Origin of the sequence: Rhodopseudomonas sp., from assembly GCF_048594845.1 — a bacterium.
In the GTDB taxonomy this organism is placed as follows: Bacteria; Pseudomonadota; Alphaproteobacteria; order Rhizobiales; family Xanthobacteraceae; genus Rhodopseudomonas.
The window spans coordinates 1-19,722 of sequence record NZ_JBMDXE010000115.1 but is presented as its reverse complement, the minus strand read 5'-3'; the positions used below and the strand labels follow the sequence as shown (position 1 = coordinate 19,722).

Here is a 19,722-nt window from a genome sequence, read left to right as displayed (position 1 = left end):
TCGGGGAACTCACAGGAGAGGACGGTGCGGAGCCCGAGCAAATCAGGCGCCGCACCGCAGCAAATCAGCCGCGCGCACGGATCGGGCGCAGCAGGAAAGCGGGCAGGTGGGAGTGATCACCGGGCTCCGACGAGGTGTCGCGCGGCGGCGGTGCCGAACCGAACGAAGCATGTGCAGGAGAAGGCGCACCGCGCGGCTCGCGACGGGGCTTGTTGCGTTGTTCGCGCGGCTCGCGTTCGCGGCGGGGCTCGCCACGCGGCTCACGAGGTTCACGCGGCTCGCGGGCTTCGCGCGGCGCGCGCTCCTCGCCACGCGGTTCGCGGTGGCGGGATTCGGACGAGCGGCGCGACGAGCGGGCCGGGCGCTCCTGATCGTCCTCGACCTCGCTGGTCGGGCCGACGTCGGCGCGCGGGATTTCCTTGCCGATCAGCTTCTCGACCGCGGCGATCGACTTCTGGTCGGACGGCGCCACGATCGTCACGGCTGTGCCGAGACGGCCGGCGCGACCGGTGCGGCCGATGCGGTGGACGTAGTCGTCGGGATGATGGGGCACGTCGAAGTTGAAGACGTGGCTGACTTCCGGGATGTCGAGGCCGCGGGCCGCGACGTCGGAAGCCACCAGGATCGGCAGGTCGCCCTTGCGGAAGGCTTCCAGCGCGGCCATGCGCGCGGTCTGGTCCATGTCGCCGTGCAGGGCGCCGACGCTGAAGCCGTGCTTCTGCAGCGACTTCGCCAGCAGTGCGACCTCGCGCTTGCGGTTGCAGAAGATGATCGCGTTCTTGAGGTCGGTCGCGCCGCGGATCAGCCGGCGCAGCGTCTCACGCTTCTCGTGGGGCTCGCGTCCGCAGGGCACCTGGGACTGCGTCACCGTCACGGCGGTGGAGGCCGGCTTGGAGACTTCGACCTTTTCGGGATTGTGCAGGAAGGTCTCGGTGACGCGGCGGATTTCCGGCGGCATCGTCGCGGTGAAGAACAGCGTCTGGCGGGTGAAGGGGACCAGCTTGCAGACCCGCTCGATGTCGGGAATGAAGCCCATGTCGAGCATCCGGTCGGCTTCGTCGATGATCAGCATCTCGACGCCGGTGAGCAGCAGGCCGCCGCGTTCGGTGTGGTCGAGGAGGCGGCCCGGGGTGGCGATCAACACGTCGACGCCGCGGCCGAGCTTGAGATCCTGATCGCCGAACGACACGCCGCCGATCAGCAGCGCGACGTTGAGCTTCTGGCCGGCGCCGTATTTGTCGAACTGTTCTTTGACCTGGGCCGCGAGTTCGCGGGTCGGCTCGAGAATCAGCGTGCGGGGCATCCGGGCCCGGGCGCGGCCCTTTTCGAGCATCGTCAGCATCGGCAGCACGAAGGCCGCGGTCTTGCCGGTGCCGGTCTGGGCGATGCCGAGAACGTCCTTGCGGGCGAGGACGTGGGGGATCGCCTGTTCCTGGATGGGGGTGGGGGTCGTGTAGCCGCTGGCCGCGACGGCAGCGAGGACCTTGTCGGACAGGCCGAGATTGGAAAAGGACATTTAGCCTCTGTTGTCGGCGCGATCCGATCCGAACCAGGATTGAACCGTTTCGAAGATCACGCCACTTGGTGAAACCGCCGCCGGGATTTCTCGGAAATCACTGTCGCGCTCAGCCCCGGAGCGGCAAGCAATGTTGCACGGGGATGTCGGTCGCGGACAGGCGGCTCAACCGGGATATCGCGTAGTCGATACCGGGCCGCATCACGGCCGGAACATAGGCCGGAATCGCGCAAAGTCAATGCGTTCGCGTATGAAACGCCTGAAAAGCTTAATATTCTTGCAGTTTCGCGGGCTTTTGGCGCCGCCGGTGGCGCAGAGTCTCGGCCGGGGTTTCCCCGAAGGCCTGCTGGTAATCCTGTGTGAAGCGGCTGGTGTTGGCAAAACCGCAGCGCAGCGCCACGCCCATCACCGTGGTGGCGGCTCCCGTTTCGATCAGCAGCCGCGCCCGCCCGAGTCGGGTCCGTTTGGCGAACGCCGCCGGCGAGTAGCCGCGCGACTTCAGGAACACCCGGCTGAGGGTCGAGGCACTGACGCCGGCGGCCTGGGCCATCTGCTCGACACGGATGTCGGACTCGGCCTGGCTCTCGGCGAAATGCTCGGCATCGAGCACCATCTTGGGCGGGGCGCTGGCAGCCGAGCTGGTCAGAAACTCACTGAAATTGTGCCGGCCGCAATACAGCAGCGACACCACGCAGGCCTGTTCGAGTTGCGCCAGCGCCGCCTTCGGCCACACCGAGAAGCCCGCGTCGAGCGTGCTCGCCAGCAGCATCAGCAATTCGCGCAGGCCGGTGAAATGCGGATCGTCGTCGGCAAGTTCGGGCTCGAACACGATCGGCCCGCGCGGCGCGAAGCCGAGCAGCACAGTCAGCATCCGCTCCAGCATTGCCGGCGGAATCAGCAGCACCAGCTCTGCGTAGTTGGCGCTAAAGTCGAGCAGTGCCGGCCGCCCGGGCGAGCAGATCAGCGCCTGATCCTCCCCGATCTCGATCCGTCGACCGCCCTCGGTGAGTGTGCAGCGGCCGCGTTGGCAAAGATGCAGATGAAGCATGGTGCTGCTATCCGTCAGCAGCCGAACCGGCAGCGATGTCGTGGAGACCAGCAGCGACACGTTCGGCAGCGGCGCGAGGCTGGTGCTCGTCCGGAAGCCCTCGATCTGCGGCGTGCTGAGTTCAAGGCCGAACCGATTGCGGGCGAAGTCGTAGGCGGCCGCCGGATCCTCGGCGGATCCGATCTCAAAACCTCGTAGCAGCCGAGTTACGTCTCCACGCACGATGTGACTCGCAATCAATTCGCAGCTTCGATTGATCGACGAGTCCGGTCCTGCTCACCACCCGTAAAATCCCTAGTCTCACGTTATTCTATGCCCGGTGTCGTACATTTCGCGCAAAAACGTACACACAGCAGATTACCGTTTTTGATGAAAACTATCTGCGTCGTTCATGGGGGTTCGGCGTCCGCCGGATGAGGAGCGACGTAGACGAGAGACATCATGGCCATTCTTGCGCGCTTCCGGGTACTCACAAAAATACTCTTCATCGTCGTATTGCTATCATTGGTTGCGGGGGCGCTGACCTGGGTGGCGATGGGAGCGATGGAGACGCTGAACGCCGGGTCGGACAACATGAATCGCGCCTCCAAGCGTGCGCTGCTGGCGGCGCGCGCCAATCAGAACGTCCTGACGATCAGCCGCGGTGAATTCCTCGCGGCGATCGATCCGCGCGCGGAGACCCTCGCTCGCGCCCGCAAGATCGTCGACGAGAATCTCGCGACGCTGACGGAGCGGGTCGAGGAGCTCGGGAAGACGCGCGACGAGCAGGCACGCGCCATGATCCCGAACGTGCAGGCGAAGTTGAAGGCCTATCGCAGCGAGGCCGAAGACACGCTGCGCAACGTGGACGCCATCGTTTCCGGCAAACAGGCGTCGCGTGACGCGCTGCTGGAATCGATGATGCGCAGCGTCGAGAAGTCGAACGAACTGCAGACCGCGATGCGCGAGGTCGCGAACCGCCTATCGACCCGCGTCGAGGGAATGGCCAAGGACGCCAGTGATCTCTACGACCAGACGTCGCGCATGATGATGATCGTCACCGCGATCGGTGTGATCATCGGCCTCGTGCTCGGCTTCATCGTCGGTCAGTACGGCGTCGCCAAGCCGATGGGCTCGCTGGTCGGGCTGCTGCAGCGGATGGCGAAGGGCGAGGCGGTCGATATGACCGGCGTCGATCGCAAGGACGAGATCGGTGAGACCGCCCGCGCCGTCGAAGGCATCAAGCTGATGCTCGAGGAAAAGGCGCGGCAGGAAGCGGCCGCCAAGGCCGAGCAGGACCGCACGATCGCCGCGCAGCGTAAGCAGGACATGGCGCGGCTGGCGCAGGATTTCGAAGCCGCGGTCGGCGAAGTGATCCAGACCGTGTCGTCGGCCTCGACCGAACTCGAAGCCTCCGCGACCACGCTCACCTCGAGCGCTCACCGTTCGCAAGAAGTGTCGACCTCGGTGGCGGCTGCGTCGGAACAGGCCTCTGCCAACGTGCAGTCGGTCGCTTCCGCGACCGAAGAAATGGCCTCGTCGGTCACGGAGATCAGCCGGCAGGTCCAGGAGTCGGCCCGCATCGCACAGGACGCGGTGACGCAGGCGCAGATGACCAACGACCGCGTCAGCGAACTGTCCGCTGCGGCGGCGCGGATCGGCGACGTCGTCGAACTGATCAACACCATCGCCGGCCAGACCAATCTGCTCGCGCTCAACGCCACCATCGAGGCGGCGCGCGCGGGTGAGGCTGGCCGCGGCTTCGCCGTGGTCGCATCCGAGGTGAAGGCGCTGGCGGAGCAGACCGCCAAGGCGACCGGCGAGATCAGCCAGCAGATCTCCGGCATCCAGTCGGCGACCAGCCAGTCGGTGACGGCGATCCGCGACATCGGCGCGACCATTTCCAAGATGTCGGAGATCGCCTCGACCATCGCCTCGGCTGTGGAAGAGCAGGGCGCTGCGACCCAGGAAATCTCGCGCAACGTGCAGCAGGCGGCGATGGGCACGCAGCAGGTTTCGTCCGGCGTCGTCGACGTGCAGCGCGGCGCCAACGAAACCGGCTCGGCGTCGAGCCAGGTGCTCTCGGCTGCGCAGTCGCTCGCGAACGACAGCAATCGCCTCAAGAGCGAAGTCGGGAGGTTCCTCGAGACGGTTCGCGCGGCCTGAGCGGCGCGACTGATCAGAATAATGCGGGCCTCTGCAAAGAGGCCCGCGTTTGCTTTTGAGGGGCCGTTCACCATGCGGCGCGGCGCCGGGGTTGAACCGCACCCCCATTTTGGCCGACTATGGCGCTGGCGGTCCGATCCGGCCGTCCGGCTCATCGGGGAACTGGGAATGCGATCGCTGCGACGGCGCGGGATATCGGCGGTCGGTCTGATCACCGCGGTGCTGATCTGGTGCGCGCCCGCCGAGGCGGCCAAACGCGTCGCGCTGGTGGTCGGCAACAACGATTATCGCAACGTGCCGAAGCTGCAGAAGGCGGTGAACGACGCCCGCACCATGGGCGACACGCTGCGCGCGCTCGGCTTCCAGGTGATGGTCGCGGAGAACCAGAGCCGCGCCGCCTTCAGCCAGAGCCTGCTGGCCTTCGACAACAGCATCGAGCCCGGCGACACCGCGTTCTTCTTCTACGCCGGCCATGGCTTCGAGATCGCCGGACAGAACTTCCTGCTGCCGACCGACGTGCCGGCGGCGACCGAGGGTCAGGAAGAACTGGTCCGCGACGCCTCGATCATGGCCGACCGGATCGTCGACCGGCTGCAGAACCGTGGTGCCCGCACTGCGATCCTGGTGCTCGACGCCTGCCGCAACAACCCGTTCGAACGCCGCGGCGTTCGCGCACTCGCCGGACGCGGCGGGTTGGCGCCGATGACGACGCTGCCCGAGGGCGTGTTCTCGATTTTCTCAGCCGGCCCGCGACAGACCGCGCTGGACCGGCTGTCCGACAACGACTCCGATCCGAACTCGGTGTTCACCCGCGTGTTCGCCAAGCAGATCCGCGATCCCGGCGACAATCTCGTGCAGGTGGCGCAGCGGACGCGGCGGCTGGTCAGCGAAATGGCCGAGACAGTCGGCCACAAGCAGGTGCCGGTGTATTTCGACCAGATGGTCGATGACGTGTTTCTGAGCGGTCCGCCCAAGCCGGCCGCGAGCGTGGTCGCGCCCAGTCAGCCGCCCGAGAAGGTCGCGGCGCTGCCGCCGGTGGCGCCGCTGAAGCCGCCGACCTCGGAAAGCCTGAACGCGCCGATCGCCAGCTTCTCGCGCCACAATGGGGGCTGGACGGTGGTGTTCTCGATCGCCGATCCGACGCTCGGCATTTCGTGGCGGATGGCCGGCGAGAAGGATTTCCGCGAGACCGGCTTCATGGATTCGCTCGATCCGCGCACGCGCAAGCGGCTGCCGAATCCGTCGATCCAACTGCCTTCAGATGCGCCGGAGTCGACCATCGAGGTGCGCTATGTCGATGCCAACGGCGAGATGCAGGGGCCGTTTCCGATCAAGTTCGAGCCGGAAGCGGCGCTGCTGCGTGACCAGCGCAAGATCCTAGACATGACGGCGACGAGCTGGCTGTCGTTCCGCGACTACAACGGCTTGCTCGTCTACTACACGCATCTGATGTCGTATCGCTGCGCGATCCGCGAGGCCCGGATCGGCATCGACAATGGCGTCCCCGACAAGGTGCTGAAGATGCCGGCTTGCGACATGCGCGATCCGGTCGCGATCCCGAGTAGCGCCACGCCGTATTTCAAGCTGCCGTCGACTGTGAAGTCGGTGTCCGTCGAGCTGACGTATCGCGACGGTAGCGTGTCGGAGATCAAGACGTTCAGAAAGTGAAACGACGCTGGCGCAAGGGTGAACTCCCACTGCGCCAGCGAGCCGAGTAGCGCGGCGCTGCGCCCGTGGACGCTAGACTTACGCCGCAGCCTTGCCCTTCAACTGATTGATCGTCTCCAGGATCACCGCACTGACGCGCGCGCGTTCTTCGCCTTCGAGCGGCAGGCGAGGGGCGCGGACCCATTCCGGCGCGCCATAGACGTAATGCTCGGCCAGCTTGATGTACTGCACGAGCTTGACGTGGGTATCGAGATGGAAGGCCGGCGTCAGGAGACGATACAGCGGGCGGGCCTCGTCGAACCGGCCGGCGCGGCACAGATTGAACAGCTGCACGCATTCGGCGGTCCACGCATTGGTCATCCCCGACACCCAGCCGGTGACGCCGAGCGCGGCGCTCTCCAGGATCAGGTCGTCGACGCCGCAGAACACCGCGAAACGATCGCCGCAGGCATTGTAAACATCGGTCACGCGGCGGATGTCGCCGCTTTCTTCCTTGATGCAGACGATCTCCGGCGTATCCGCGAGCTGCTCGAGGATGTCGGGCGTGCAATCGACGCCGTAGGCGATCGGGTTGTTGTAGATCATGATCGGCAGCGACGAGGCCGCCGCGAGATCCTTGTACCAGCGAACCGTCTCGCGCTTGTCGCTCTTGTAGGCGATCGACGGGAACGCCATCAGTCCCTCGGCGCCGAGCTTCTCATAGGCACGTGCCGCCTCGGCGGCGGAGCGGGCGGAGACCTCGGCCAATCCGCTCAGCATCGGCACACGCCCCGCCACGGCTTCCTTGGCGGCGGTTAGCACCTGCGCCCGCTCGTCCATTGAGAGCGACGCGTTCTCGCCGAGCATCGGCAGCAGAATGACGCCGGACACGCCGTTGACGATCAGGCGGTCGAGGCTGTGCTGCAGTGCGGGAAGATCGAGCGCGCCATCCTGCTTCAGCTTGGTCGTCACCGCGGGGAAAACGCCGCTCCACCGTGTCATTGCCGTCTCCATAATTGAATACAATATTCGATATCACCGAGCTCTTCTGCGGCGCAAGAGAGTTCGATGCTCAATTAATTCGCATAGCGAAGCCAAATTCTGCGCTTGCGGGGGACACCAGAATGATTGTTGAATATCGTATTCAATTTTGGAGCTAGCTTTGACCAAGCTGGGAAGGCAGTCGCTGACCGACCAGATCGTGAGTGCGGTTCGCCAGAGGATCGTCTCCGGCGACCTGCCGGAAGGCACGCCGCTGCGGCAGGAGAAGCTTGCGGCCGAGCTCGGCGTCTCTCGCGTGCCACTGCGCGAGGCCATCCGGCAGCTTGAGGCCGAGGGGCTCGTCGTGTCGGAGGTTCACAAGGGCACGGTGGTCTCCTCACTCTCGCTCGCCGAACTTCAGGAGATCTTCGAGATCCGCGTCGAGCTCGAGACCTGGCTGTTTGCCCTTGCGATCCCGCGGATGACAGAGGCGGATTTCGCCCTTGCGGACTCCGTTATCGCCGAGAGCGCGGCGAGCGGCGTCGACAAGTGGGGCGAGTTCAACTGGCGCTTCCATTCCGCGCTTTATGCCGCTGCCGGACGCACCATCGCGCTGAAGCTGCTCAAGGGCGTCCACGACAACGCCAACCGCTACATCAACCTGCAGCTCGCGGTCGTCGCCGACGTCGAGCACGAGTCCGTCGACCACCGGAATCTGCTGGCGTTCGCGCGCCTTCGCGACGTCGATGGCGGCGTGAAGCTGCTGCGCAAGCACATCGAAACAGTGGCGGAGAATCTGGTGCGGGCGATCGGCGAAAGCCGCAAAGCCGCACCGCACGTGGCCTGACAGGCATCGGAGCGGAGACGCGACGTGAAGCTGGCGTTCGACATCATCGCACGAATGAACGCGGCGCTCCGGCACGTCGTCGGCGCGATGCTGGGGATCATGGTGGTGACGGTGGCGGCGCAGATCTGCGTGCGCTTCGTGCTACCGAAATTCGGGATCATCGTGGCGGCGCCGTGGACCGAAGAACTCGCGCGCTACCTGATGGTCTGGTGCATCTTCCTCGGCGCGGCGGTGGCGGCGCGGAGCGGCGCTCTCATTGCGATGGATAGCGTGGCGGATGCTCTGCCGCTCGCGCTGGGAGATGCGATCCGCACCGCCGGCCTCCTGCTGACCATCGCGTTCTTCGCACTACTGCTCTGGCTCGGTAGCCGCTGGGTGCAGTTCGGCACCATGGAAACGTCGACCGTGATGGCGCTGCCGATGGCGTGGGTCTACGCGGCGATGCCGGTCGGATCTCTGGTGGCGATCATCAACATCCTGGCGCTCCTGGTCGAGCGCCATTTCCAGCGGCGATCCGAACGCCGCGCTGCGCAGGCCGCCGCCGAAGAAGCGGCCGCGTCGATCGTCTGAGGAGACACAGCGAGATGGCCCTTCTGTTCGGCACGATGGCTCTCACGCTGGCACTCACCGTTCCGATCTTCGCCGTGATGGGGCTGTCCGCCGTGGTGGCGCTGATGGAGCGCGGCATCAACCTGATCGCCGTGCCGCAGAACGTATTCGAAGCGCTGGATTCCTTCGCGCTGCTGGCGATCCCGTTCTACGTGCTGGCCGGCAACATCATGAAGGCCGGCGGCATCTCCAACCGGCTGATCGGCCTCGCCAGCGCCTTGCTCGGCTGGATACGGGGCGGGGTCGGGGCTGCGGCGATCCTGACCTGCATGTTCTTCTCGACCATCTCCGGCTCGTCCTCCGCCACCACTGCGGCGGTCGGCGCGACGATGATCCCGGCGATGGCGAAGAAGGGCTATCCGAAGCCGTTCGCTGCCGCGACTGTCGCGGTGGGCGGCGAACTCGGCGCCATCATCCCGCCGTCGCTGCCGATGGTGATCTACGGACTGGTGGCGAACGTCTCGATCGGCGGACTGTTCATCGCTGGCATTCTGCCTGGTATCTTCATCGGCCTCTCGCTGATCCTGACCATCTGCATCATCGCCAAGCGCAACGATTTCGACCGCACCAAGCCGGTGTCGCTCGGCGCCTGGGCGCGCGAGGTGGCGAGCAGCGGCCGCGAATCCGTTCTGGCGCTGATGATGCCGGTGATCATCCTCGGTGGCATCTATTCGGGCGCCTTCACCGCGACCGAGGCGTCGGTGGTGGCGGTGATCTACGGCTTCGTGGTCGGCTGCTTCGTCTATCGCGAGATCAGCTTCGCGGACGTCGTGAAGATCCTCAACGACAGCGCGGTGATGACCGGCATGGTCATGCTGATCGTCGCGTTCGCGGCGCTGTTCGGCCACGCCATGACCATCAACCGGATCCCGCACTACTTCGCGGAGCTGGTCGGGCAGGTGGCCTCGGGCCCGATCATGTTCATGTTGCTGGTGAACGTGTTGCTGTTCGTGGTCGGCACCTTCATGGAAGCGCTGGCGACCATCCTCATCCTCGGTCCGATCCTGGCGCCGCTCGCGCTCAAATACGGCATCGATCCGATTCATTTCGGTCTGGTGATGATCGTCAACATCGCCATCGGCATGGTGACGCCGCCCGTCGCCGTCAATCTCAACGTCGCTTCGGAGATTTCCGGAGTCAGCATGGATGCGATGACCAGGCCCGTCCTGATCTTCCTCGCCGTCCTCACGATCGACGTGCTCATCATCAGCTACGTGCCCGCGCTGTCGCTGGCGCTGCTGTGAGAATCCTCCGCCCAGAAAAGGACCGTTGAGAATGCTGAGAACCGCACGCTGTCTGTTTTCGTCCGCCTTGCTCGTCGCCGGTACGCTGAGCGCCGGCGCGCAGACGCTGGAGCTGAATGCCGGGCACGTCCTGAGCGCCGCCAGCCACTATCACGCTGCCGCCGCCAAGCTGGCGGAGCTGGTCGGCGAGAAGTCCAAGGGACAGATCAAGATCAACGTGTTCCCGGCGGCGCAGCTCGGCGGCGAGGTGAAGATGATCCAGTCGGTGCGCACCGGCACCCAGGACATCGTCGTCACCGGCGAGGCTCCTCTCGAGAACACGGTGAAGGACTACACCGTGTTCTCCTTCCCTTATCTGTTCTCGTCCGTCGACGAGGCCAACAAGACGCTGCAGTCCTCGATCGGCAAAGAGATGCTCGGCCTGCTGCCGCAATACGGCATGGTCGGCCTCGGCTTTATCTCCGCGTTGGAACGCAACACCTTCACCAACGGCCGCGTGATCAAAACGGCGGCCGACATGCAGGGCCTCAAGATCCGCGTCATTCCGGGACCCGGCTACGTCACGGCCTACAAGGCGCTCGGCGCCCAGCCGACGCCGATGGCCTACACCGAGCTGTATCTGGCCTTGCAGAACGGCGCCGTGGACGCGGCGGAGAATTCGCCCGACCTGTTCCTGCAGGATCGCTTCGTCGAGGTGTCGAAGACCTTCTCGCTGACCAAGATCATGTACATGCCGGCGCTGATCATCATCTCCAAGTCGCGCTGGGATAGTCTCTCTCCCGAGCAGCAGAAGATCTTCCGCGAGGCCGCGGCGGAGGCCGTGACATTCGCGATCGACCACTACAAGAAGGACTATGCGGCGGCCTTGGAGACCATCAAGACCAGCGGCAAGGTGCAACTGATCGAGCCCGATCTGGCCTCGTTCCGCGCCACCGCGCCGGAAGTCTACGCCGCACTGCTGAAGGAATTCCCGCAGGCCAAGCCGTGGCTCGACAAGATCAAGGCGCAGTGAGCGGCGGGCAACGTCTCTGTGGCTAGAGCGATTCAGCTTCCGGAATCAGGAATGGCTGTCGGGACGGCTGCCACAAGTACAACTTCATCGCGAGGAGGGGCGAAGCGCCGTCTCGAACCATGAGCCGCACGGGTTGCGCTGCTCCATCCTTCGAGACGCCCGGCTTCGCCGGGCTCCTCAGGATGAGGACTCAGTGCAATGCGGCAAGAGCGAGAGCGCTCAATCAGGCGACGGAGCGTTCTACTCCGCCTTCCGCTCGATCAGCACACGAACGCGCTCGGCCACCTGCGGCGAGGCTGGATTGTAGACGATCATGCCGAGCTCGGGGCGGCCCTCGACCGCGAAGGACGAGAATTCCATATCGAGCCGACCCGCCTCGGGATGCTTGATGCATTTGACGCCTTCGCCATGCGCGACGATGTCGTTGTCCTGCCACAGCGCCGCGAATTCGGCGTTGAGCCGGCAGAGCTCGTCGATCAGCCGGGAGACTTCCTCGGTGCCGCGTGCGCCAGCGCGCGCGACGTCGGCACGGAACGCGCCAACGACGAAGCGCGCCACGCTGCTCCAGTCTTCCTGCCGCGCCCGCTTGCGGGCATTGCCGAACAACAGGCGCAGGATGTTGCGCTGCTCGCGCGGTAGCTTGCTGTAGTCCGTGAGCAGCGCCGCGGCGGCTCTGTTCCAGCCGACCACGTCCCATGTGGCCGTCTTGATGATCGCCGGGCTGAGCGGCATCGCATCCAGCACCCGCTGCAATCGCGGCGAGATGCCGTCGGCGGGCGTGTAGCGCACTTCCGGCGGCCGGCCGAGGCCGAGCATGAACAGATGCTCGCGTTCGGGCTCGGTCAGCATCAGGCCCTTGGCGATGCGATCGAGCACCGCAGCCGACGGCGCGCCGCCTCGGCCCTGTTCCAGCCAAGTGTACCAGGTCGGACTGATATTGGCGCGCTGCGCGACTTCCTCACGCCGCAGCCCGGGCGTCCGGCGGCGACCAACGGCGAAGCCGAGGGCGGCCGGATCGAGCCGCGTCCGGCGGCTGCGCAGGTAGGAACCGAGCGCGTTCTGATCAGGAGTCACGGCTGATCCTATTTATCATTATACCAGGATAACGTCACGTCTTTAACAGGGTGAGATATACCGCCAAGTTCGCCGCCGAACAAACTCGGAGGTGTCTGATGCGTGTCTTCCTCACTGGTGCGACCGGCTTCGTCGGTTCGCACGTCCTCAAAGAACTGCTGGCCGCCGGCCATCAGGTGATCGGGCTGACGCGGTCCGATGCGGGCGAGCGTTGGCTGGCGCAGGCCGGCGCCAGCGCTTATCGCGGCACGCTGGAAGATCCCGGCAGTCTCGCGCGCGGCGCCGAGCAGGCGGACGCCGTGATCCATACGGCGTTCGATCACGATTTCTCGCGCTATCTCGATAACTGCGCCAAGGACGCGCGGGTAATCGGCGCGATGGCGGAAGTGCTGAAGGGGTCGGACCGACCGCTGATCATTACTTCCGCGACCGGTATCGGCGCCCAAGGGGGAGGTCGGCCAGCCGTAGAGGAGGTGGTGGACTGGACCCACGCTCTGCCGCGCATTGCAAGCGAACGGGCCGGCCTCGAGGCCGCCGACAAGGGCGTGTCGGTCGCGGTGGTGCGGCTGCCGCAGGTCCACGACACCGAGAAGCAGGGGCTCATCTCGCCGCTGATCGACATCGGCCGGGCGAAGGGTGTGTCAGCCTATGTGGGCGAGGGAGGCAATCATTGGTCGGCGGTGCATATCGACGATGCCGCGCGCCTGTATCGGCTGGCGCTCGACCATCACGAGGCTGGCGCGCGCTACCATGCGGTCGCCGAAGAGGGTGTCAGCATGCGCCGCATCGCCGAGACGATCGGCGTAGGACTCGGCGTCCCGGTGATGGCCTTGCAGGCCGACGAGGCGGCTGGGCATTTCGGCTGGCTGGCGCCGTTCATGGCGATGGACATGCGGGCGTCGAGCGCCTGGACGCGCAGCCGACTGAACTGGACGCCGACAGGCCCGGACCTGATCAGCGATCTGCAGGCTATGGATTATCGCAAGCTGCGCACGGCGAGCTGAAATCGGCGAGGCGGCCGCTTGTCGCGCGCCGCCTCACACCTTGCGCGAGACCAGGATCAGCAGCAGGCCGCCGAAAGCGGTCGAGGCGCCGTACCACATCCATTGCGACTGGTTGATCATGAAACTCTCGGCCGGCCACTGGATAAGGCCGGCGCCTTGGCCGGTCCAGATGAGGCCGATGAGCAAGGCGATGATGCCGATGACGAGGAAGAGTGTACGCATCGTGCGATTAGGCGCCTTTCTCGCGACGGGTTCAAGCCGGATCGCGGCCTCTTTCGACGTAGACCTCAGCGCAGCGATCGGCTGATGCGCGTGACGATCACGTCCCATTTGCGCTTTTCGGCGGACGGGTAGTTGATCAGCACGCAGTTCATTGCGGCGCGGACGCGGTTGCAGCGATTATACCAGATGCGACCGTCGCGGATGCTGGAAACGACGAAGAAACGCGGCGTGACCCGGCGATAGATGATGCCGGACGGCGGATTGCGCTCGGCCAGGAAAGCGCTCGGCGACAGGCCACGCGGGTTGTCGATCGACTGGACCGTCAGGTCGGCGCGGCCATCCGCACTGGCGAAGCGGCGGCCGGCGCCGTCCTGTGCGGGCCCGGCATCCTCGCTGAAGATCGCGCGCGGCACGTCGGCAGCGGCCGCGTTGGCAGCGACATTGTAGCGCTGCCAGTTCAGCGCGGACTGAGCCTTTGCCGGCACCGGTCCGAATAGCACTGCGGCCGTCATCAGCAACGCGCTCGCACGCATGATCATCCTCCGGGCTGTGTCTGCGGAAGCGAAACGCCATTGGTGTAGCAAGGTTGCGTTCGCGGCCGCAGTCGCCCCGTCGGATCAGACCGATCGAGCGCTAATACGGAACGCGTCTGGCTGTCACCGAGCCGCAATCGAAATGCGGCGCCACGCGCAGGCGCGCGCCGGCGACCTCGATATCCTTCAGCAGCGAGGGCGCCAGGCTGAACTGGCCCGCGCGCAGAGCCTCGCCGACGCCCTTGCAATTGAAGCCGGCGAGGGTCCCGAAATAGCGCCATTGGCCTTCGGTACGGCGGAATACGGTGGCCTCGCCGGCATGCGCGTCGAGGATGATCTCATCGGCGCCGTCGCCGTCGAGGTCGGCGAGGATGGCGTCGCAGCTCGAGGTGGACGATTTCAGGCACAGCGGCAGCAGATAGCTTGCTGGTTCCTCGTCCCAGTTCTTGCTGAGGAAGTCGCCGGGCATTTCGCCGCCCGGCGGCTGCACGACACGGATCGGGCCAACGTGTTCGCCCTCCGGCTTCGGATCCCAGCGCGACTGCCGATCCAGCGCTGCGACCGCCTTGGCGCGGATGGCGGGCACGGTGTCGTCCTTTGCCAGCCGCTGCAGCGCCTCGACGCCGTAGCGGCCGGTGTCGAACCGCAGGTAGTCGAACGAGAAGCGATCAGCGTACGAGCGCCCGTCCTTCAGCCGTGCGACCTGATCGGCCACCGACAGCCGCGCCGGATCGGCCAGCGGCGACAGCAGCGCCAGTGCGACGGCGATGACGATGAGGGAGGTGGCGATGTTGGTGGCGGCGAGCACGCCGGTCGAGGTCCTGCGCCGCACCACCGCGATCGCATAGCCGACCGCGTAGCAGGCAGCAACCGCCGCGCCGGCCGCGCCGACGATGCGGACATTCGACCAGCCATATTGACCGACCCGTAAGGCAATGGCGTAGCCGGCGAGCGCGACGACCGGCAGCATCACCAGGGACGCGGCAACGATTGACAGCCGCAGTGCGGCCGGCATCGTCGCGCCGGCCTCGGTGGCGGACAGGCGTGCGCCGTCCTGGAGGGCGGTGTTGATCAGGATCACCAGCATCGCCGCGGCGATCAGCAGGATCGTCGCGGCCCGCTTGGTGCCCCACAGCGGCTCAAGGCCGGTGAACAGCAGCGCCACCACGAAGGCGACGACGATCGCTGCGGCCAGCGGCAGCAGCCAGCCGAGCAGGTTGCACACGACGGTGCGCAGCCCACGTACCAGCCCGGCGCGAATATCGGTGACGTGGAGCGCTACGCTGATCGCGACCGTGGTGGCGGGAATCCAGAACCACTCCTGACGGATCACACGGGCAAAGGCCTCGACATTGATCAGCCGGAACAGATTGGCGCCGAGCCACAGCACGCCCCAGAAGGTACCGGCGAACAGCACCGCGAGCGCGATCTGCAGACCGAGCCCCCACGAGACCTCGAAATACGTGTGATACTTGGCGATGGCGCGGCGGTCATGCGCCGCCGCGATCAGCAGCGACTGCGCGATGAACAGCACCAGCGGCAGGCCGACAAAGGCCTGCGCGGGCGTCACGCGCGGCGGCGCGTGCCCCGGCGTGACGAAGGGATCGCGGTAGAGATCGTACCAGCCGAGCGCGGCGCAGATCGCCGCCACGGCGAGGATCCACACCAGCAGCGGCACTGGGCGCAGCCGGGTCAGCGCCGACGACGCGACCAGCGGCGTGAAAACTGCCGTCACCAGCAGCGCGGCATAGAGTTCGGGGGCGGTTGCGGGCCAGACCTTGGCCAGCGCGACGCGCAACAGCGCATACAGCGCCGCGCCTTGCAGCAAGCCGATGATGACGCGCAGAACGAAGGTGAGCGGCGTGGGAGCCGGATCGAAATCGTCGGTATCGTTCACGATGGTATTCCCCGCACGCGCCTGCTTGGGCAGAACGTCATGCGGGGGATTAGTGCACGGCTTCGTTAAGATGGTTCGACACGATGCGCGGTAAAACGCGCCTACACGTCGAGCATTTCGTCGCTGGCGAATTCAGCCTTGTCGCTGATGAAGGCGAAGCGGGCTTCGGCCTTGGTGCCCATCAGGCGCTCGACGGAATCGGCGGTGCCCTCGCGGGCCTCCGGCAGCAGCACCACGCGGAGCATGGTACGCTTGCTCGGATCCATCGTGGTTTCCTTGAGCTGCGCCGGCATCATCTCGCCGAGGCCTTTGAAACGGCCGACATCGACCTTGGCGTTGGCGTTGAATTCCTTTTTCAGCAGCTCTTCCTTGTGCGCGTCGTCGCGGGCGTAGACCGTCTTGGCGCCGTGGGTCAGCCGATACAGCGGCGGCACCGCGAGATAGAGGTGGCCGTCGTCGATCAGCTTCGGCATCTGCCGGTAGAAAAAGGTGATCAGCAGCGAGGCGATGTGGGCGCCGTCGACGTCGGCGTCGGTCATGATGATGATGCGCGAGTAGCGCAGGTCTTCCTCGCGATAGTTCACGCCGGTGCCGACGCCCAGCGCCTGGATCAGGTCGGACAGCTGGGCGTTCGCCACCACCTTGTCCTTGCCGGCCGAGGCGACGTTGAGGATCTTGCCGCGCAGCGGCAGCACCGCCTGGGTCGCACGGTCGCGCGCCTGCTTGGCGCTGCCGCCGGCCGAGTCGCCTTCGACGATAAATAGTTCGGAGCCTTCGGCCGCGGTCGAGGTGCAGTCGGCCAGCTTGCCCGGCAGCCGCAGCTTCTTCACCGCGGTCTTGCGCGAGATTTCCTTTTCCTGACGGCGGCGCAGCCGCTCCTCGGCACGCTCCACGACGAAGTCGAGCAGCTTGTTGGCCTGCACCGGATTGCCGGAGAGCCAGTGGTCGAACGGGTCCTTGATCGCCTGCTCGACGATCTTCTGCGCCTCGGCGGTGGCGAGGCGGTCCTTGGTCTGGCCCTGGAATTCGGGTTCGCGCACGAACACGCTGAGCATGATCGCGGCGCCGACCATCACGTCCTCGGACGTAATGGACGAAGCCCGCTTGCCCTGGCCGACGCGCTCGGCGTGGTCCTTCAGGCCGCGCAGCAGTGCGCTGCGCAGTCCGGACTCGTGAGTACCGCCGTCCGGTGTAGGCACCGTGTTGGTGTAGGAGGAAAGGAAACCGTCGGCATCCGCCGTCCAGGCCACCGCCCACTCGCAGGCGCCGTGCGCACCGTTGCGGCCGGATTTGCCAGCGAAAATGTCAGGATGCACCAGCGTGTCGTTGTGGATTGCGGCGCCGAGGAAGTCCTTGAGACCGCCGGGGAAGTGGAATTCGTCCTCGCTCGGGACATCCTCGATGCCCTTGAGCAGTTCGGGATCGCACTTCCAGCGGATCTTCACGCCGCCGAACAGGTAGGCCTTCGACCGCGCCATCTTGAACAGGCGCTGCGGCTTGAACGCGGCCTTGGCGCCGAAGATGTCGGTGTCGGGCTTGAAGCGGACGCGGGTGCCGCGGCGGTTGTTGACCTTGCCGAGGCTCTCGAGCTTGCCCTTGGGGTGGCCGCGCTCGAACACCATGCGGAATAGCTGCTGATTGCGCGCAACCTCGACCTCAAGACGCGACGACAACGCATTGACAACGCTGACGCCGACGCCGTGCAGACCGCCCGAGGTCTCGTACACCTTGCTGTCGAACTTGCCGCCGGCGTGCAGCGTGCACATGATCACTTCAAGCGCAGACTTCTTCGGGAATTTCGGATGCGGATCAACGGGAATGCCGCGGCCGTTGTCGGAGACGGTGAGGAATCCGTCGGTGCCGAGCTCGACCTCGATGAAGGTCGCATGGCCTGCCAGCGCCTCGTCCATCGAGTTGTCGATCACCTCGGCGAACAGGTGGTGCAGCGCCTTCTCGTCGGTGCCGCCGATATACATGCCAGGGCGGCGGCGGACCGGTTCCAGGCCTTCCAGCACCTCGATGTCAGCGGCGGTGTAGCCGTCCTCGGCGCCCGCCGGTTTGGCGGCAGCACGCGGCGCCGCAGCTTTCGGCGCGGCGCCGAACAGGTCGGGTTTCGATTTCGAACTAGCCTTCAATGCCTTGGCCATGAGTCTGGAAGTCTGTCCTGAGGTTCTGTCGACGCTCGGCGCCGGACGAATCGCTATGCTGCACTATGCCATGGACGGGCTGCGGATGTGACGTCGGGTGCGGCCCGTGGCGGCGGTCGGTCGAATGCGCCGGGTGTCGCAGCGGCTGCGCTTCAACCCGCGCGGTTCGGATCACGATGAAGCCGAACAGCGCGACGGCGACGGTTACGACCAGCGATCCGACCACCGGGACGGGCATATAGGCTGGTCCCTGCGTGATGGAAAGGGCAATCCCGAGCGGGAACAGCACCGCGCCCGTCATGTGCAGCCAGCCCTGAAGCCGAGCGAGCCGGCTGGCGCCCGCGGCCGGGACCACGCGGTAATACAACCCGAACAGGAACAGCATGACGCCGCCGATCAGATTGAGATGCGCGTGGGCCGGGCCTAGCGTGAAATCGTGCTGAATGCCCATGGCGATGCCGCCGAACATGCCGAGCAGAAACAGCGCCACGCTGGCGCACATCATCACCGATCCGATCATTGTCAGTCCTTCGGGAAAGAGGCGGGCGCGCGGGCCTTGGCGCACGCGATATTGACCCGCCGTGAGGCTATCGGGTTACCAGCGTTGGCCGCGCGACGCGGCAAAAGGTTCAATCTGGGATTGAACAAGCCGGCCAATCGGCGAGTTTTCGACGGCAACGGGGTGCGTTTTGGACGAAAGGACTGCTTCGTGCGCCGCAATCAGGCCATCCCGGTCTGATCTGCCGGCCGCCCCGGGCAATCCGCCACGGGCCGCACCGCTTGCCCGCCGGGCGCCGGCCGTGCGATGCGACAGTGATGTGAACCCGCCGGCTGGGGACGCCCGCAGGTCAAAGGGACGATGGAAGAAGCTTTTCGCGGCCTCACCGATTTCGTGCGCGAGCACCAGGCCTGGGCCGCGCCGGTGGTGCTGGCGCTGGCGTTCGGCGAGTCGCTCGCCTTTATCTCGCTGTTGATCCCGGCCTGGGGCGCTCTGGTGGCGATCGGCGCGCTGGTCGGCGCCTCGGGGATCAGTTTCTGGCCGGTGTGGATCGCCGGCGCGGTCGGCGCGGCGTTGGGCGACTGGCTGTCGTATTGGTTCGGCTATCGCTACAAAGACAATGTCGCCCAGATCTGGCCGCTGTCGAAGTTCCCGGGGTTGCTGACCCGCGGCGAGGACTTCGTACAGAAATGGGGCGTGCCGAGCATTTTCATCGGCCGGTTCTTCGGGCCGCTGCGCGCTTCGGTGCCGCTCGCGGCTGGTATCTTCGAGATGCCTTATTGGAGCTTTCAGATCGCCAACGTGCTGTCGGCCTTCGTCTGGTCCGCGGTGCTGCTGCTGTTCGGCGACGCGCTGTCGGTCGGCGCGAGACTGCTCGTGCGGTCGATCTGAGCGAGCGGAATAGGGCGGGCCAGCCGGGGTTGGTATCCGGCACGCCTGCGACCGCCCGTGATCAAACCGTCGTTATGATGCGCTCTCGTCACCGAAGCCGGGCTAAACTGCGAAACGAAACAATCCCACCCACCGAGGATACGCCATGGACCTGACCCGCCGTCACGCCCTCACTGCCGCCGCCGCTCTGGCGGCCACGCCGCTGCTGCGCAGCGCGCCCGCCGAGGCGGCCGCACCGCTCGCCGACAAGCAGGCGCCGAGCTACTACCGCTACCGGGTCGGCGACGCTCAGGTGAACGTGGTCTCGGACGGCATCAGCACCTTTCCGCTGGCCGACGGCTTCGTGCTCAACGCCATGAAGGACGATGTCGGCGAGGCGCTGGAAGCCGCGTTCCTGCCCAAGGAC

General features: G+C 65.9%; 17 protein-coding genes and 1 pseudogene. 9 read left to right on the top strand and 9 right to left on the bottom strand.

Annotated elements, in window-relative coordinates:
- Positions 1-64: 64 nt before the first annotated feature.
- Together ACOJTD_RS07200 and ACOJTD_RS07195 are read right to left on the bottom strand one after the other, a co-directional pair.
- Positions 65-1,516, bottom strand: coding sequence for a DEAD/DEAH box helicase (locus tag ACOJTD_RS07200; protein ID WP_420132237.1), 1,452 nt, complete (start codon positions 1,514-1,516; stop codon positions 65-67).
- Positions 1,517-1,784: 268 nt separating this feature from the next.
- Positions 1,785-2,786, bottom strand: coding sequence for an AraC family transcriptional regulator (locus ACOJTD_RS07195; RefSeq protein ID WP_420132236.1), 1,002 nt, complete (start codon positions 2,784-2,786; stop codon positions 1,785-1,787).
- Between the two features lie 219 nt (positions 2,787-3,005).
- On the opposite strand from ACOJTD_RS07195, the gene ACOJTD_RS07190 reads away from it, so the two are divergent.
- Both ACOJTD_RS07190 and ACOJTD_RS07185 read left to right on the top strand, forming a co-directional pair.
- A complete protein-coding gene (locus ACOJTD_RS07190; protein ID WP_420132235.1) occupies positions 3,006-4,709 on the top strand; it encodes a methyl-accepting chemotaxis protein in 1,704 nt (567 codons plus the stop codon).
- Between the two features lie 168 nt (positions 4,710-4,877).
- Positions 4,878-6,377 (top strand): caspase family protein, encoded by a 1,500-nt coding sequence (locus tag ACOJTD_RS07185; RefSeq protein ID WP_420132234.1) that lies wholly within the window; start codon positions 4,878-4,880, stop codon positions 6,375-6,377.
- 78 nt (positions 6,378-6,455) lie between these two features.
- On the opposite strand, the gene ACOJTD_RS07180 is transcribed toward ACOJTD_RS07185, so the two are convergent.
- Positions 6,456-7,358, bottom strand: coding sequence for a dihydrodipicolinate synthase family protein (locus tag ACOJTD_RS07180; protein ID WP_420132233.1), 903 nt, complete (start codon positions 7,356-7,358; stop codon positions 6,456-6,458).
- 160 nt (positions 7,359-7,518) lie between these two features.
- Between ACOJTD_RS07180 and ACOJTD_RS07175 the strand changes: the two genes are divergently transcribed.
- Genes ACOJTD_RS07175 through ACOJTD_RS07160 form a run of 4 tightly spaced genes read left to right on the top strand, consistent with a single transcriptional unit; the run spans position 7,519 to position 11,049 of the window.
- Positions 7,519-8,184 carry a GntR family transcriptional regulator gene (locus ACOJTD_RS07175; protein WP_420132232.1) on the top strand — a complete coding sequence of 222 codons (666 nt, stop codon included), beginning with the start codon at positions 7,519-7,521 and terminating at the stop codon, positions 8,182-8,184.
- 24 nt (positions 8,185-8,208) lie between these two features.
- Positions 8,209-8,754: a TRAP transporter small permease gene (locus tag ACOJTD_RS07170; RefSeq protein WP_420132231.1), complete on the top strand. Its 546-nt coding sequence runs from the start codon at positions 8,209-8,211 to the stop codon at positions 8,752-8,754.
- A 14-nt stretch (positions 8,755-8,768) separates the two neighbouring features.
- Entirely contained in the window at positions 8,769-10,037 is a 1,269-nt protein-coding gene (locus ACOJTD_RS07165; protein ID WP_420132230.1) for a TRAP transporter large permease, read from the top strand.
- A 31-nt stretch (positions 10,038-10,068) separates the two neighbouring features.
- The gene (locus ACOJTD_RS07160) at positions 10,069-11,049 is read left to right on the top strand and encodes a TRAP transporter substrate-binding protein (RefSeq protein WP_420132229.1); all 981 of its coding nucleotides are present in this window, start codon (positions 10,069-10,071) and stop codon (positions 11,047-11,049) included.
- 240 nt (positions 11,050-11,289) lie between these two features.
- Here ACOJTD_RS07160 and ACOJTD_RS07155 read toward each other — a convergent pair whose 3' ends face one another.
- Positions 11,290-12,123: a helix-turn-helix transcriptional regulator gene (locus tag ACOJTD_RS07155; protein WP_420132228.1), complete on the bottom strand. Its 834-nt coding sequence runs from the start codon at positions 12,121-12,123 to the stop codon at positions 11,290-11,292.
- A 98-nt stretch (positions 12,124-12,221) separates the two neighbouring features.
- Between ACOJTD_RS07155 and ACOJTD_RS07150 the strand changes: the two genes are divergently transcribed.
- Entirely contained in the window at positions 12,222-13,127 is a 906-nt protein-coding gene (locus ACOJTD_RS07150; protein WP_420132227.1) for an SDR family oxidoreductase, read from the top strand.
- A gap of 33 nt (positions 13,128-13,160) precedes the next feature.
- On the opposite strand, the gene ACOJTD_RS07145 is transcribed toward ACOJTD_RS07150, so the two are convergent.
- From ACOJTD_RS07145 to ACOJTD_RS07125, 5 genes are all read right to left on the bottom strand, one after another.
- Entirely contained in the window at positions 13,161-13,349 is a 189-nt protein-coding gene (locus tag ACOJTD_RS07145; protein ID WP_420132226.1) for a hypothetical protein, read from the bottom strand.
- Positions 13,350-13,414: 65 nt separating this feature from the next.
- Positions 13,415-13,882 (bottom strand): hypothetical protein, encoded by a 468-nt coding sequence (locus ACOJTD_RS07140; protein ID WP_420132225.1) that lies wholly within the window; start codon positions 13,880-13,882, stop codon positions 13,415-13,417.
- A 100-nt stretch (positions 13,883-13,982) separates the two neighbouring features.
- Entirely contained in the window at positions 13,983-15,779 is a 1,797-nt protein-coding gene (locus tag ACOJTD_RS07135; RefSeq protein WP_420132224.1) for a DUF4153 domain-containing protein, read from the bottom strand.
- Between the two features lie 101 nt (positions 15,780-15,880).
- Positions 15,881-17,926: a DNA topoisomerase IV subunit B gene (gene parE / locus ACOJTD_RS07130; RefSeq protein ID WP_420132223.1), complete on the bottom strand. Its 2,046-nt coding sequence runs from the start codon at positions 17,924-17,926 to the stop codon at positions 15,881-15,883.
- Positions 17,904-18,446 (bottom strand): hypothetical protein, encoded by a 543-nt coding sequence (locus tag ACOJTD_RS07125; protein WP_420132222.1) that lies wholly within the window; start codon positions 18,444-18,446, stop codon positions 17,904-17,906. The genes parE and ACOJTD_RS07125 overlap by 23 nt, the downstream gene beginning before the upstream one ends.
- A gap of 339 nt (positions 18,447-18,785) precedes the next feature.
- On the opposite strand from ACOJTD_RS07125, the gene ACOJTD_RS07120 reads away from it, so the two are divergent.
- Together ACOJTD_RS07120 and ACOJTD_RS07115 are read left to right on the top strand one after the other, a co-directional pair.
- Complete coding sequence (locus tag ACOJTD_RS07120; RefSeq protein ID WP_420132221.1) at positions 18,786-19,316, top strand: DedA family protein; 531 nt, start codon at positions 18,786-18,788, stop codon at positions 19,314-19,316.
- Between the two features lie 145 nt (positions 19,317-19,461).
- Positions 19,462-19,722 (top strand): annotated as a pseudogene (locus ACOJTD_RS07115) (MBL fold metallo-hydrolase); the annotation flags it as partial.